The 13,994-nt window shown below is 62.3% G+C and carries 9 protein-coding genes; 3 read left to right on the top strand and 6 right to left on the bottom strand.

Translation table 11 applies throughout. The features are described 5' to 3' along the window. Positions 1–13 precede the first annotated feature (13 nt). Complete coding sequence (gene mnxG, locus PG5_RS06835; protein ID WP_042955258.1) at positions 14–5,842, bottom strand: manganese-oxidizing multicopper oxidase MnxG; 5,829 nt, start codon at positions 5,840–5,842, stop codon at positions 14–16. 203 nt (positions 5,843–6,045) lie between these two features. Beyond that, complete coding sequence (locus tag PG5_RS06830) at positions 6,046–6,654, bottom strand: lytic transglycosylase domain-containing protein (protein WP_033044659.1); 609 nt, start codon at positions 6,652–6,654, stop codon at positions 6,046–6,048. A gap of 206 nt (positions 6,655–6,860) precedes the next feature. Here PG5_RS06830 and gspG point away from each other — a divergent pair, with 206 nt between their 5' ends. The 3 genes from gspG (at position 6,861) to PG5_RS34395 (ending at position 9,300) form a co-directional block, all read left to right on the top strand. Continuing rightward, the gene (gene gspG / locus PG5_RS06825) at positions 6,861–7,295 is read left to right on the top strand and encodes a type II secretion system major pseudopilin GspG (protein WP_020796371.1); all 435 of its coding nucleotides are present in this window, start codon (positions 6,861–6,863) and stop codon (positions 7,293–7,295) included. Positions 7,296–7,310: 15 nt separating this feature from the next. Beyond that, the gene (locus tag PG5_RS06820) at positions 7,311–8,498 is read left to right on the top strand and encodes a type II secretion system F family protein (protein WP_042955261.1); all 1,188 of its coding nucleotides are present in this window, start codon (positions 7,311–7,313) and stop codon (positions 8,496–8,498) included. 172 nt (positions 8,499–8,670) lie between these two features. Next, positions 8,671–9,300, top strand: coding sequence for a hypothetical protein (locus tag PG5_RS34395; RefSeq protein ID WP_020796369.1), 630 nt, complete (start codon positions 8,671–8,673; stop codon positions 9,298–9,300). A 109-nt stretch (positions 9,301–9,409) separates the two neighbouring features. Here PG5_RS34395 and PG5_RS06810 read toward each other — a convergent pair whose 3' ends face one another. The 4 genes from PG5_RS06810 to PG5_RS06795 all read right to left on the bottom strand — a co-directional run bounded on the left by PG5_RS06810 (position 9,410) and on the right by PG5_RS06795 (position 13,616). Beyond that, the gene (locus PG5_RS06810) at positions 9,410–10,294 is read right to left on the bottom strand and encodes a LysR family transcriptional regulator (RefSeq protein ID WP_020796368.1); all 885 of its coding nucleotides are present in this window, start codon (positions 10,292–10,294) and stop codon (positions 9,410–9,412) included. Positions 10,295–10,481: 187 nt separating this feature from the next. Continuing rightward, entirely contained in the window at positions 10,482–11,108 is a 627-nt protein-coding gene (ycaC, locus tag PG5_RS06805; protein WP_020796367.1) for an isochorismate family cysteine hydrolase YcaC, read from the bottom strand. 70 nt (positions 11,109–11,178) lie between these two features. Next, a complete protein-coding gene (locus tag PG5_RS06800; protein WP_020796366.1) occupies positions 11,179–13,017 on the bottom strand; it encodes an amidohydrolase in 1,839 nt (612 codons plus the stop codon). Further along, entirely contained in the window at positions 13,014–13,616 is a 603-nt protein-coding gene (locus PG5_RS06795; protein WP_020796365.1) for an antibiotic biosynthesis monooxygenase, read from the bottom strand. Before PG5_RS06795 ends, PG5_RS06800 begins: the two co-directional genes overlap by 4 nt. Between the last annotated feature and the right edge of the window lie 378 nt (positions 13,617–13,994).

The following is a 13,994-nucleotide window of genomic DNA, read 5'->3' as shown; positions in this document are numbered from 1 at the left end:
GTTGTTTCCCGCCCTACGGCGCCGGTTCCGGTTCGTTGGTCACCCGCAACAGTCCCCACAACCCGGAGGTATTGCCGTAGGCGCCGTAGTCGCGGAACAGGTAGTCACCCGGTATCGCGTTGACACCCCCGGCGCTCGGCAGCATGAAGCTGAAGTGCGCTGCCGGCAGGACGCTCTCGCGGGCGCCGATGTACATCGACATCGGGTTGTAGCCGAACCGCACCGAACCCACCCCTGGCGTACCCATCGGATAACCACCGGTATCGCTCTTCTCTGGCTGGAACGGGTTGGTCGACCAGACGTGACCGTCAAGCTGGAAGATGGTGCCGCGACTGCCCCCGGTAGGCATCAGGATGTGCGTGCGGAACGGTTGTCCCGGTCTGGCGTACAGCACTGGCGTTTGTGGGTCACCGCCCACCAGCGCGTTGCTGTAGGCCATGTGTGCATTCACCATGTCGCCGTAGCCCGCGCCGTCGGCACGGCCGAACGGTGCATCCGGGGCCAGGCCGAAGCGGTACCACATCGGTTCGGTCTTGTAGTTGATGGCCATGCTGGAGTTGTCCTGCGGATCGTTCGGCACGCCGAACCCTTCCGCCGCAATCCCTTCCACCGGCCGACCATTGGCCCAGCGAATGTTCAAGGCTTTCTGCCAGACCATCGCAAAGTCGCGGTAGCTGGTTTGCCCAGGTGCGGTGACGGTGGCATTGACCTTGCGCGTGTCTTCCACCCAGGTGGCGCCCACCGGCAGGATGCTCATCGCCCCGGCCAGGCCCTTTTGCGACTGCTTGATCACGTCCGCCGGGGTGATGTTCAAGCCGCCGAACTCGATCGCCGTGGCGTTGATGTTGTCGACATTACGGCCCAGTTGAGTGATCGGTTTGCCTTCACGCTCCAGGTGGCCAGCGTAGTATTGGTAGGTACGGGTCGGGTAGGCCCCGCTGCTGCCGACACGCGGTGGCACGGTCTGGGTCGGGTTGGCGCCGACGTTGGTGCCGTCGGATTTGGTGATGTCGTACGCCAGCAGTTGCGCGTGCAGCCCCACGTGGCTCGACGGCCGCATCAGGTTGTTGCTGAAGGTGGTCGAACCGCTGCCGCTGTTACGATCGCGTTTGACCATGCCTTGCATCACCGCTGTCTGGGTCAGGTCCGGCATGACGCTCGGCAGCCGGTTTTCCAGGGTGATGTTGATGCAATCACCAGCCGCTGCGCGCAGCACCAGCGGTTCGACAGGCACACCGGGCTTGAGCTTGCCGGTGGTTGGGTCGAGGTCGGCCTTGCGCACATACAGGATTGCGGTCGGGTCATGCAGCGGCCCGCTTTGCCCACCGATGGTGATGGTTTCACCGTCTTCAGGGTCGGTGACGGTGACCTGGGGAATGCTCACAGTCCGCGAGTTGAACACCAGGGTGCCACCGGCTGGATTCAGCGGCCCGCCCACATGCTGTCCAAGCCCCGCCGGATCACCAATGGTCAGGCCGAGCGGATTGGTCAGAATGTCGTTGGCCAGCGCCGCGACCACTTCATAATTGCGTTGCGGAGTAGGCCGGGTGCCGATGCCATTGGGGTTGGCGCCATACCTTGGGCAAACGCCGTCGAAGGCCACGGTGTTGCGCATCCCCGTCGGCTTCGGATTGGTCGGCAAGGCAAACAGATCGTTGCGCTGGGTGGTGTAGTTGCGCATCACACCCCAGATCCCGCTCCAGTAGCCTTCAATCGAAGCGTCCATCGAGTACAGGTAATCCCCGGTGGTCGCAGCCGAACTGGACAGCATCGAGACCGGCGCAACGAAGCCCATCTGCTCGGAGATGCCGATCATCTGCGACGCGCGCCAGCCGGAGTTGGAGCTGTTGCCGAAACCGGAACCACTTTGCAGCCACTTCACACCGTGCAGGGTGACGTTATGCTCCTCTTCGTGTCCGCCTGCATGCAACCGCAGCCGCACATTATCGCCGGTGTAGGTACGCAGCATCGGGGTGAACGGATCGCCAGGTTCGGCGCCGCCCTTGTTGATGTGCGGCGGGAACAGCGTGGTGCCGCCGGTGGGGCCGGTGGCCGAGGTGATCAGGTTCGGCGCCAGGTTCATCGCCGGGATCGCACGGTCGGTACGGCTTTGCATGGCGTACGCCAGGTCGCCGCCCAGGCCGTCGGCCTGCATGCCGCGCTTGCCGTCCGGGCCGACCTTGTTCGGGTCGTATACCCGCAGGGCCAGCGGTTCGTTACGGTAGTTGACGACGAACATGCCAGGGTCATCGACCGAGATGGCTTGCGGGCATGGCCGGCTCGGGCAACCCGGAAGTATCCCGCCCTGCACTTCGATAATACCGTCCAACAGGGTACTGGCGTTGTTGCGCACTGGTGGGTTGATCGCGTAGCGGAAGCTGTCGGCGGTGGCCGGGAAGCTTTGCGCATCGGGTTTACCGTCAGGTCCGGCGCCCACGTACACGCCGGCTTCGTAGGCGTGCTGGAAGTCGCTGTATTCGAGGAAGAACTCACGGAAACTGTCGTTCTTGCCGTCGCCATCGATGTCACCGGTAGAAATCACCGCTTGCCACGAAGTCGGCCCGCCGTCCTGGCGCCCGCCGCTGTACAACGGCTCGCCGGTTTCGGCGTGGAACCAGGTGGAACCGGCAGGTTCGGCCAGCACGGTGGCGTACAGGCCAATCTGTTGGTGCGTCGATGGGCCGAGGTGGTCGTGGGTAAAGATGGTGCCCAGGCCACGGTCGACGCCTTTGGCGTTGACCACAGGGTCGGCGAACCAGCGCTGCATCGCCGTACGCGCACCGACCCAATCGGCCCGGCCAAATTGACCGAAGTACGGGTGGTTCTTGGCTTTCGGGCAAGCCGGCGTGCCATCACGCGGGTCGCTGCCCTGGCACTGGTTGAACTCGCGGATGGCCTGGATGCGCTCTTGCACCGCGCCTGGGGAGAGTACGCCGTCTTCGTAGTTCCAGCCGTTGGACGAGCCATCGGCAGCCACCAGGTCCCACTTCGGCAGGTGAATGTGCTGGCCGATCACGTCGGTCGGCGTGCGCACCTGATAGTCGTCCATCTCATAGGTGGCCGGCACCAGGTTGGTTTGCTGGTACTGCACGCAGTCGAAGGTGTTCATGCGCATCACCAAAGGTTCTGGCGGACGCTGCTTGGTGATCACCGGCCAGGCGTCTTCCCAGAGCGCCAGGATGCGCGCTTGCGGGAAGTGGTAGCCAACCTTGTTGTACACCGCGTCGAACTGGATGTTGGCCGCTTTGTAGATGCGCGGACGGTCGGCGGTGAAGCTCGAGGAGCCGATGAAAGACATGCCGTCGAGCCGCTCGCCGCTGTTGAATTCACCGGTGCCGGCGCTGCTGCTCAGGCGTTTCTGGCGGTCGTCCATGCACGGCTCGTAGAACGGCGCACCGGCCATCGGCAAGGCACCGTTGGTGCGGAAGGCCCGTGCCACGATTTGATTGCCCGGCAGCAGGGCGAAGCTTGGGTGGTCCTTCTTGGCGTGGAATGCCATGGCCGCCTGCTCGACTTCGGTGCCCTCTTCCGGCAGGTAAATCGGCTTGGCGCGGGTCACCGTCTTGGAGAAATCCAGTGACGTGGTAATGGTCTCGGCCTCGCCACCGGCAGACACGCCGTCCAGCGCATGGCGCCCCAAACCACCGTCCCAGCCACCGGACTGCGCCGGGTCAAGGTTGGCCCACAAGGCTTTGCCCGTCGCTTTCAAGGCCTGCGCCGTGGCGGCGTCGAGCATGTCCAGCGGCGGAGTCGGCGGGCGTTGACCGACCGAGCTTTCCATGCCGCCGATCCAGAATGGATAGCCAGGGTTTTTCAGCGTGCCATCGGCATTGCGGTTGGCTTCGCTGCGATCCACCAGCGCCAGGGAACCGATGGCCTGTGCACCACCGCTGCCGCCATGGTGCTCGCCGTCATCGTCGTCTTCTTCATCGTCGTCATCGTCGTTTGCGGCCACCAGGGTCTGGCCGATTTTCGGTACGACCGCAACTTTGCCGGGCATCGGTGCCATGGCTTTGCCGGGCAGCGGCACCACCGCCGGAATCGGCGTGCCGGCAACGATCTCGCCATCGGGCAAGGCGCGCGCGCCAGCAGCGGGTTTACCGCTGCGCAGGGCATAAGGCTCGCTGTGGAAACCGTCGGAGCCTTGATGCGAGACTTCAAGCTTGGTGCCTTCTTCAAACACGTCGTGCACCCGCCACATGGCCCACATGCCCTGGGCGAAGTGCGGGTAAAAGTGGCAGTGATAGATCGCATCGCCCGCTACACGGTTGCGGTTGCCCGAACCGCCGTTGGCAATTTCATAGGTGTAGCCTGCACCCGCGCCGATGCCCTGGGCGTCCACATAGTCGGAATTGTCATCGTTGGGGTTGAACAGCCACTGATGCCCGTGCAGGTGGAAGATGTGCTGCTCATGGCCGTTGTGGGTGTTGCGGAACTTGACGAAGTCACCGATATAGCTGTGGCTGACGTTGGACGGCTCTGATGGATACAGCGCCATGGTCGCCTTGACGCCCACCTGATCGGCGTTCGGTGTCTGGCCGGGGGTAATGCCTTCCAGGCCGGCGTTAGCCGGTACGTCCACCAGCATCGCCACGTCGCCGACGGTGTGGGAACTAAGGAAGAACTCTTCGTAGGCGCAGGACAGGCAATCGTGCATCGGGCCTACGCCGAGACGGTTGGCCACGACTTCTGCACCCATGCCGCCAGAGCCGTAGTTGATCATGAACGAATCGCGGGTCGGCTCCAGCACATGGGCCATCACTGGGTCAGCCCAGTAAGCCGGGAAGGCCTGGGTCGCGGCGGTTTCATCCTGGAACTGCGAGGCGAAATCGCGGAATGGTTCCAGTCGATTGGGAAGCGCCGGGTTGCGTTTGCCCAAGGCTTCCAGTGGATAGGTCGAAGGCGGGAAGCTGCCATCGGCATTGCTGCCCATGACGATCGCGTCACTTTCGCTGGAAATGATTTCGTTGCCGTCGACCATATTGATGATCGGTGTGCCGGCCTTGCCTTCACGGATCCACGGCTCGCGCTGCGGGTAACGCGCCTGGTAATCGACGATCGGCTGACCGGCCGGGGTGCGGCCGGTGGTCGCCAGACGCATTTCTTCCTCGGTCACGGTGTTGCGGTAAGTGCGCCCACCCTTGGGCACCACCACGACCTGGCCGAACAGACCGTTGGCCACGTTGCCGGCCGCACCTTCGCCACCGAAGGTTGCGCCACGGCTGCTGGCGGCGAACACCCCTTCGCGTTCGGCATACAAGGTGTAGGAGCGGCTGGCACCCGGCGCGATCAAGCTGTTGGCATTGCGTCCGGTAAATGAAGCGATGTCATCGATGCTGTTGACTGCTTGCATGCCGTTGACCTGGAAACCGACATGGCGGTCGGCGACCTGTTCGTCGACCTTGAAGTTTTCGTTATTGCCGACCTGGATGCCTTCTTCCTCACCCTCCACTTCCTCGCCACCGTCGTGGGAACCGGGGTTGGCCTGATAGGCCAGCAGGTTCTGCAGGTTGATGGTCAGGCAGTCACCGGCGGCCACCCGCAGCACCAGCGGACGCGGACGCTTGTCGGGACGCAGCGACACCTTGCCCGGCACCGCCGCACCGCCCTGTGCCAGTGAGATGTCATGGTCATCGACCACATCGCGGCGCAGGGCGAACATCATGCCGTTGACGTTCTGCGCACCCAGGCGGTTGAACATCAGCGGCTGGTCCAGCGCCACGACGTTGGCCACCAGGTTGCGTTCACAACGTGCTGCCGCTTCGGCCAGCTCGATGCCGAACATCGATGCGGCCATCAACAGCCATGGAAGGACGGATGGAGCGTGAAAAATGCCGGTCATGATCACGGGCCTCACTGTGGGTGCTCACAGGAATAATTCTCGACAAAATCCTTTGAGCAATCTGTATGCCATAAAAATTCTTTATAACTATCAGTCAGTTAGAACAGCCATTTAATTCATCGGGGGATATTCCCCATTAATTCCCCACTTTTTTGCCGGGGCCACCATCCCCCAATGTTGGGGAAACCATCCCCTGTCTGCGATCACAACGGCGCATCGGCGGCCAGTCCCTGCAGACGCCGGTATTGGTTCAAGACGTTGGGCACATAACGCTGGGTTTCGGCGAATGGCGGGATCACCCCGCCACGGCTGATGACCGCCTGAGGCCCTGCGTTATAGGCGGCCACGGCGAGGGCGATGTCGTTGTCGAACAGGTTCATCAAGCGCTTGAGATATTTGGCCCCGCCCTGGATGTTGGCCTTGGGGTCGTAGACGTTTTTCACGCCCAACTCCCGGGCGGTGTCAGGCATCAGTTGCATCAACCCGCCTGCGCCTTTGGGCGATACGGCACCCGCGTCGTAGTGGGATTCGGCCTGGATCACCGCGTGCAGCAGCGCCGCCGGCAACTGGTTGTCCATGGCGGCCTTGGAGACCAGCTCGGCATAGGGTCGCGCGGCGATCATTTGCGGCTGCCGGTCAAGGCTGACCACCGCCGCCTCGACCTCACGGACCACCCGTTCATATTGGCGGCCGGGGCGATGGACGTTGGACAAGACGTAGTCGCCCTTGGCGTCCCTGGAAACGAAGACATCGGCCTGCGCAACGCCGGCCAGCAGCATCATGCCAAGCAATCCTGTGGTGAGAGTTTTCATTGTTCTACCTCCCCTGACCGGCCCCGAAAAATGGGGGTAATGCCCCAATGGCCAGTCGTGTAGCAGCCATACGCAAGCACTGTGCCGAAAGCGCCAGGGCCCGTGGCACGGGGAGTACAGAAGGATGCCCAAGCCTTTGCCCGCCATGTGCATGGCAATTGCATAAGCCTCTATCGCGACCCTTCTGCCGAATGTGTGAGGTCATCATGAAACAGCGACATGCTTTCGCCCTGCGCACGCAGCGCGGGTTCACATTGCTAGAACTGTTGGTGGTGCTGGTGGTGCTGGGGCTGTTGGCCGGCATCGTCGCGCCGAAGTATTTCGCGCAACTGGGCCGCTCCGAAGTGAAGGTGGCCAAGGCGCAAATAGAAGGCCTGGGCAAGGCCCTGGACCTGTACCGCCTGGAGGTCGGCCATTACCCGTCGACCGAGCAGGGTTTGCAGGCACTGGTCACCGCCCCCAGTGATGAAGCCCGCTGGACCGGCCCGTACTTGCAGAAAAAACTCCCGCAGGACCCGTGGGGCCGTAACTACACCTACCGCTACCCTGGTGAAAACGGCGAGTACGACCTGCTGTCCATGGGCAAGGACGGTCAACCCGGCGGTGAAGGCGAAAACGCCGAAGTCACCAGTTGGCAATGATGGGGAATGGCGACCATGCGTTTTCACCTCAAGGCGGTAGGCAAGGCCGGTGTGGTTTCGATGACGGTCGAAGCGCCGGGCGACAGTGAAGCCCGGCGCATCGCCGAAGACCAAGGCCTGCGGGTGGTCAGCCTGCACGCCGAACGACACTGGCGGGCATTGCGCGTCAAGCAGCGTGAAACCTTCAACCTGGTGTTGTTCAGCCAGGAACTGACCACACTGCTCAATGCCGGCCTGCCGTTGATCGATGCGCTGGAAAGCCTGGCGGAAAAAGAGAATGCGCCGCAAGCCCGCAAGACCTTGAGCGAACTGGTGCGCCTGCTTTATGAAGGCAAATCGTTTTCCCAGGCATTGGCCCAACTGTCGGCGGTGTTCCCGCCGCTGTATGTGGCGTTGGTCCAGTCCAGTGAGAAAACCGGTGCCGTGGGCGATGCGCTGGGTCGATATGTCAGCTATCGCCAGCGCATGGACGAGGTTCGCCAGAAGATCGTCAGCGCGTCGATCTACCCCATGCTGTTGCTGGTGGTGGGTGGTGGCGTGGTGCTGTTCTTGATGGGTTATGTCGTGCCGCGCTTCAGCCTGGTGTTCGAAGGGCTGGGGTCGAACCTGCCGTGGCTGTCGCAGATCCTGATGAGCAGCGGAATGTTCCTGCACGCCCACCAGGGCGAATTCTTTGGCTCACTGGCGACGATCGTCATCGTCCTCGCCTTCCTCCAGCGCCAACCGGCCTTTCGTCGAGGCCTGGACCGCCTGATCGAAAAACTCCCGGCGGTGCACCAGCGCATCTTCATGTACGAATTGGCGCGCTTCTACCGTTCCCTGGGGATCCTGCTGCAAGGCGGCATTCCACTCGTCACCGCCATGGGCATGGTCCGCAACCTGCTCACCCCGGCCTCCCGATTGCGCCTGGACCAGGCCTGCGAACGGGTGCGCGAGGGGCAGTCGTTGTCGACGGCGCTGGAACTCAATCACCTGGTGACCCCGGTGTCCCTGCGCCTGCTGCGCGCCGGCGAGCAGTCCGGCAACCTCGGACAGATGATGGAGCGCAGCGCCGACTTCTACGACGAAGAAATCAGCCGCTGGATCGAATGGTTCGTGCGCCTGTTCGAACCCTTGCTCATGACCTTCATCGGCCTGTTGATCGGGGTCATCGTGATTTTGATGTACATCCCGATATTCGAGCTGGCTTCCAGTATTCACTGAGCCCTCTGGGACGGGGCCTGGCGGTTTGTTGCAGGATTTATCAACGTTGCACCGAATAAAATTTCAAGTTGAGGTGTTAACCGACGTACCTACTGGATTTTCCCGACCGAACGAAGCAGCACGCGGCATGGTTTATCAACGTTGCAAATGAAAAAAGAAGACGGAGATCGATATGCACATGAACAAGCTTTTGTTGGCTGTGGCTATTGGCGCAGTTCTGTCAGCGTCTACCGTACTGATTCCGGACAACTTGTCGGGGGTTTCGAGCGCTCAAGCTAAAGAAGGCGGTAGTGGTGGCGGCGGCGGTGGCCACGGTGGCGGTGGCCACGGTGGCGGTGGAGGTGGAGGTGGCGGACACGGCGGCGGCAGTGGCGGTGGCGGTCACGGCGGCGGCAGTGGTGGTGGCGGCGGCGGTCACGGTGGAGGCAGTGGTGGTGGCGGTGGTGGCGGTCACGGTGGAGGCAGTGGTGGCAGCGGCGGTGGTAATGGCGGGGGCCACGGCGGCAATAGCGCCGGCAGCGGTCATGGCGGCAGTGACCATGCTTCGGGACATTCCGGCAGCACAGCCTCGAACTCCGGCCGCAGCGGCACCCATGCCGAACCGGGTGACGACCATGGCGTTCATCAGGCCGGGCATGACGACAAAGGCGTTCACCGCTCCGGCGAGGTAGGCGACGACCATGGCGTGCACCGTGCCGGCGAAGTCGGCGATGATCGCGGCCTGCATGCCGCCGGCGAGCCAGGTGACGATCGTGGCGTCCACGTCGGTGGCGAACCGGGTGACGACAAACGCGTCAACTGACCTGCTTCACCCCCTGTAGGAGCGAGCATGCTCGCGATAAACGTCCAGACAACGGGTGCATTCAGACAGCCCGCGTCATCGTTGACGTCCATCGCGAGCATGCTCGCTCCTACAAGGGGTCCAGGCGGTCACGCAAAAACTCGATCAACGCCTGCACCGGTCGCGACGTCTGACGATGCTGCGGATACACCGCCGACAACGTCAGCGGCAGCGGTTGAAACTCCTCCAGCACCGCCATCAGTCGCCCGTCCTTCAGAGCCGAACCGACAATAAACGTCGGCAAATAGGTAATCCCCATCCCGGCAATCGCCGCGTCCCTGAGCACCTCGCCATTGTTGACCCGCATGCGCCCGGTGACATTGACCAGCAGCGGCTTGCCCTGCCCTTCGAAGCGCCATTGCACCTGACGCCCGTGGCCATAAGGCAGGCAGTCATGATGGTGCAAATCATCGGGTTTGAGCGGCGTGCCGCGCTCCGCCAGGTAAGTCGGGCTTGCGCAATAGACACGCTGGACAGAGGCGATGCGCCGCGCGATCAGCGTCGAGTCTTCCAAGACTCCGATGCGCAATGCCAGGTCATAGCCTTCGCCGAGCAGATCCACCGGGCGATCGCTCAAGTCCACCTCCACGGTGACATCCCGATAGCGCTGCAAAAATTGCGGCAGCAGACACCCCAGGTGCGCCAGCGCAAACGACAGCGGCGCACTCACTCGCAGGGTGCCGCGCGGTTCGGTGGTCTGCCCGGCGATACCTTGCTCCACCTGCTCCACTTCACCGAGCAAGCGCAAGGCCGACTCGTAGTAACTCTGTCCCAGCGGCGTGACATCCAGCCGCCGGGTCGAGCGATTGAGCAGGCGCACGCCCAGTCGCTCCTCGAGTTGCATCAAGCGGCGGCTGACAAACTGCTTGGACAACCCCAGTTGATCGGCCGCGGCGGTGAAGCTGCCGGAGTCCATCACCTGGCAAAAAATTCGCATATCTTCGAACGGGTTCATTGTCATGCCTTTGGTTGACAGTCAGGCACTTTATAGCGACTTCTCCCCTTTTTATCACCCTACCGCATAACAATGTGGGAGCGAGCCTGCTCGCGAAGACGACAGGCCAGACACTGTTGCAGTGTCTGTCAAACCGTTTTCGCGAGCAGGCTTGCTCCCACAAGGTTTAGCGTTTTGGCCGACGTTCTTACTTGGCGGTGAACGTGGTGTAGCTGTTGATCAGGTTGCGGTAGTTCGGCAGACGTTCGGACAGCAGGTTGGCCAGGCCTTCCATGTCGTTGCGCCAGTCGCCTTGCAGCTCGCAGGCCACGGAGAACCAGTTCAGCAGATGAGCACCGGCGGCCGACATACGGGCCCAGGCAGCCTGCTGCACGGTGGTGTTGAAGGTGCCGGAAGCGTCCGTCACCACGAACACTTCAAAACCTTCGGCAATGGCCGACAGGGTCGGGAACGCCACGCACACGTCCGTTACCACGCCGGCGATGATCAGTTGCTTGCGACCGGTGGCCTTCACGGCCTTGACGAAATCTTCGTTGTCCCAGGCGTTGATCTGGCCCGGACGGGCAATGAACGGCGCATCCGGGAACTGCGCCTTGAGCTCCGGCACGATCGGACCGTTAGGCCCTTTATCGAAACTGGTGGTGAGGATGGTCGGCAGCTTGAAGAACTTGGCGATGTCGCCCAGGGCCAGCACATTGTTCTTGAACTCGTTAGGCGAGAAATCCTGCACCAGCGAGATCAGGCCGGTCTGGTGATCAACCAGCAGCACAACAGCGTCGTCTTTGTTCAAGCGAGAGTACGGTACGTTGCTCATGAATAAACTCCTTGGTGGATGGTTGTCGCTTGCAGCGCGCGACCAGGGGGTCGGCGCTTATGGGTATTCGTCAAAAAGCAAAGCACGAGCAGCCGAAGGCGCCCCAGAAACCGGCAAAATCACTCACGGGTGCATTCGACAGACGCGCCCGTTCATGGCTGTGCGAGTGCACCGCGCAGGGACCGCTGCACTGGTGAACCTGCGCCTGCAACGGCGAGTTCGGCCGCCAGTGCCCCGGTACTTTGACCACCGGCGACCAGTCCGGCAGCACCGGCACGCTGGCAGGTCCCAGCTTCTCGAAATCCCCGGCGGCATACACCACCTTGCCGCCGACCACGGTCAGTACCGACTCGATCCACTTGATCGCTTCTTCCTCGACGCTGAAAAAGTCCGCGCTCAATGCAGCCACGTCCGCCAGTTGTCCAACCTTGATCTGGCCTTTCTTGCCCTGCTCGGAGGAAAACCAGGCGCTGCCATGGGTGAACAGTTCCAGCGCAGTCTGTCGCGACAAACCCTCGGCGTGCAACGCCAGGCCACCGACGGTGCGACCGCTGACCATCCAGTACAACGAGGTCCAGGGGTTGTAGCTCGACACCCGCGTCGCGTCGGTACCGGCACCGACCGGCACACCTTCGGCCAACATGCGCTGGATCGGTGGCGTGGCTTCGGCCGCCTTGGCACCGTAGCGCTCGACGAAATATTCGCCCTGGAACGCCATGCGATCCTGGATCGCGATGCCGCCACCCAACGCCCTCACCCGCTCGATGTTGCGGGGGGTGATGGTTTCGGCGTGGTCGAAAAACCACGGCAAACCGTTGAACGGAATGTCACGGTTGACCTTCTCGAACACGTCGAGCATGCGGCTGATGGATTCGTCGTAGGTGGCGTGCAAACGGAACGGCCAGCGCTGCTCGACCAGATGGCGCACCACCGGCTCGAGTTCGTCTTCCATGCTTTGCGGCAGGTCTGGGCGCGGTTCGAGGAAGTCCTCGAAATCCGCCGCCGAAAATACCAGCATTTCCCCGGCGCCGTTGTGCCGCAGGTAGTCGTCGCCCTGATGCAACTTGACGCTGCCGGTCCAGTTCTGGAAATCCGCCAGCTCTTCCTTCGGTTTCTGGGTAAACAGGTTGTAGGCGATGCGAATGGTCAGCTGCTGGTCCTTGGCCAACTGCTCGATCACCTGATAGTCGTCCGGATAATTCTGGAAACCACCGCCGGCATCGATGGCGCTGGTCAGTCCCAGGCGATTGAGTTCGCGCATGAACTGGCGCGTCGAGTTGACCTGATACTCCAGTGGCAACTTCGGCCCCTTGGCCAGCGTCGAGTACAAAATCATCGCGTTGGGGCGCGCCACCAGCATGCCGGTGGGGTTGCCATTGGCGTCGCGCACAATCTCGCCACCCGGCGGGTTCGGCGTATCGCGGGTGTAGCCGGCAACCCGCAGCGCCGCACGGTTGAGCAAGGCGCGGTCGTACAAATGCAGGACGAACACCGGGGTATCGGGCGCGGCCTGGTTAAGCTCTTCGAGCGTCGGCATGCGCTTTTCGGCGAACTGGAATTCATTCCAGCCCCCGACCACCCGCACCCATTGCGGCGTTGGCGTCCGGTCGGCCTGTTCCTTGAGCATGCGCAGCGCATCGGCCAGCGACGGCACACCTTCCCAGCGCAGTTCGAGGTTGTAGTTCAAGCCGCCACGGATCAGGTGCAAGTGCGAGTCGTTGAGCCCGGGAATCACGCAACGGCCCTTGAGGTCGATCACTTGCGTGCCCGAGCCACGCAATGCCATGGCCTCGGCATCGCTCCCCACGGCGACAAAACGGCCATCACGGATGGCTACCGCACTGGCGTGTGGGTTCTCTCGGTCGACGGTATGAAATTGGCCATTGAACAGAATCAGATCGGCGTTCATCGCGTTTCCTTGGGCGAAGTGGATGAGGACAGCCAGGGCGCGAACAAGCGCGTCGCCATCGGCATGAACAGGTACACCACCGACAGCACGATGGTCAGGGTGATCAGGAATGTCGCGACCACGTATTGGGAGAGAAAAGCGTTGAGTTGCAACAACGGCCCCCAGAGCAACGGCACCAGCAAGGTATGCGGCAGAATCACCAACAGCGTGACCACGGCCTGCTTCCAGCGCGGCGGCGGCGAGCCCGTCTCGGCCTGCGGGGCGAACCAGAATTCGTTGACCGGATTGACCTCGGTCTGGTCGCCGTCGGCCAGCATCGGCGTGGCTTCTTTGACCAGCGCCTGGCGTTGCGGCGAATCGAGCCAGCGCTGCATCGCGCTGGGGGAACAAAAACGCAAGACGCAGGTGTACATGTCGAGGCCGGCGTTCTTGCCGCGCATCACATCCACACCCAAGTGCCCTTCCTGCTGTCCGGCGACACTGACAATATTGCGCAGCCAAGCCTCGTAGGGCACTTCAAAACCGGCTTTGACCCGGTGTTTGATAACCAGGGTCACGACCTCCTCGAAAGGCGAGTCGGGCACGTTGGAATCAGGCATGACGCAGGGCTCCGGCGAAACGATAGGGGGGGCGAACAGACAACCACGGGAGCTGATCACCGCTATTGAGTTGGATAGTGCCGTTGCGGAGAAGAAAAAAATTGAATGTACGTGCTGTCTTTGCGAGGGGGACGCGCAGCCACGGGACAACAGGGGTCGTTGTGGGCGCGCGCTTGCTCGCGATGGCGCAGCGTGTCAGTGAATATAGCTGTTGAATGACGAACCGCATTCGCGAGCAGGCTCGCTCCCACAGAGGGTACGTGTACATCTGCAGGAAACAGGTCGGCTGTAAGGCCGCCTTCGCTGACAAGCCAGCTCCCACAGGGGGTGGGTACAACTGCCAGATATATTCCGGCTGGCAGGCCGCCTTCGCGAGCA

It is taken from the genome of Pseudomonas sp. G5(2012), from assembly GCF_000408945.1.
GTDB classification, from domain to species: domain Bacteria; phylum Pseudomonadota; class Gammaproteobacteria; order Pseudomonadales; family Pseudomonadaceae; genus Aquipseudomonas; species Aquipseudomonas umsongensis.
The sequence above is the reverse complement of the archived record's forward strand: the minus strand, read 5'-3'. Positions and strand labels throughout refer to the sequence as shown.

Bases quoted from the DNA above. Each gene is read 5' to 3' on its own strand.
- mnxG (WP_042955258.1), bottom strand. From the start codon at position 5,842: ATGACCGGCATTTTTCACGCTCCATCCGTCCTTCCATGGCTGTTGATG.
- PG5_RS06830 (WP_033044659.1), bottom strand. From the start codon at position 6,654: ATGAAAACTCTCACCACAGGATTGCTTGGCATGATGCTGCTGGCCGGC.
- gspG (WP_020796371.1), top strand. From the start codon at position 6,861: ATGAAACAGCGACATGCTTTCGCCCTGCGCACGCAGCGCGGGTTCACA.
- PG5_RS06820 (WP_042955261.1), top strand. From the start codon at position 7,311: ATGCGTTTTCACCTCAAGGCGGTAGGCAAGGCCGGTGTGGTTTCGATG.
- PG5_RS34395 (WP_020796369.1), top strand. From the start codon at position 8,671: ATGCACATGAACAAGCTTTTGTTGGCTGTGGCTATTGGCGCAGTTCTG.
- PG5_RS06810 (WP_020796368.1), bottom strand. From the start codon at position 10,294: ATGAACCCGTTCGAAGATATGCGAATTTTTTGCCAGGTGATGGACTCC.
- ycaC (WP_020796367.1), bottom strand. From the start codon at position 11,108: ATGAGCAACGTACCGTACTCTCGCTTGAACAAAGACGACGCTGTTGTG.
- PG5_RS06800 (WP_020796366.1), bottom strand. From the start codon at position 13,017: ATGAACGCCGATCTGATTCTGTTCAATGGCCAATTTCATACCGTCGAC.
- PG5_RS06795 (WP_020796365.1), bottom strand. From the start codon at position 13,616: ATGCCTGATTCCAACGTGCCCGACTCGCCTTTCGAGGAGGTCGTGACC.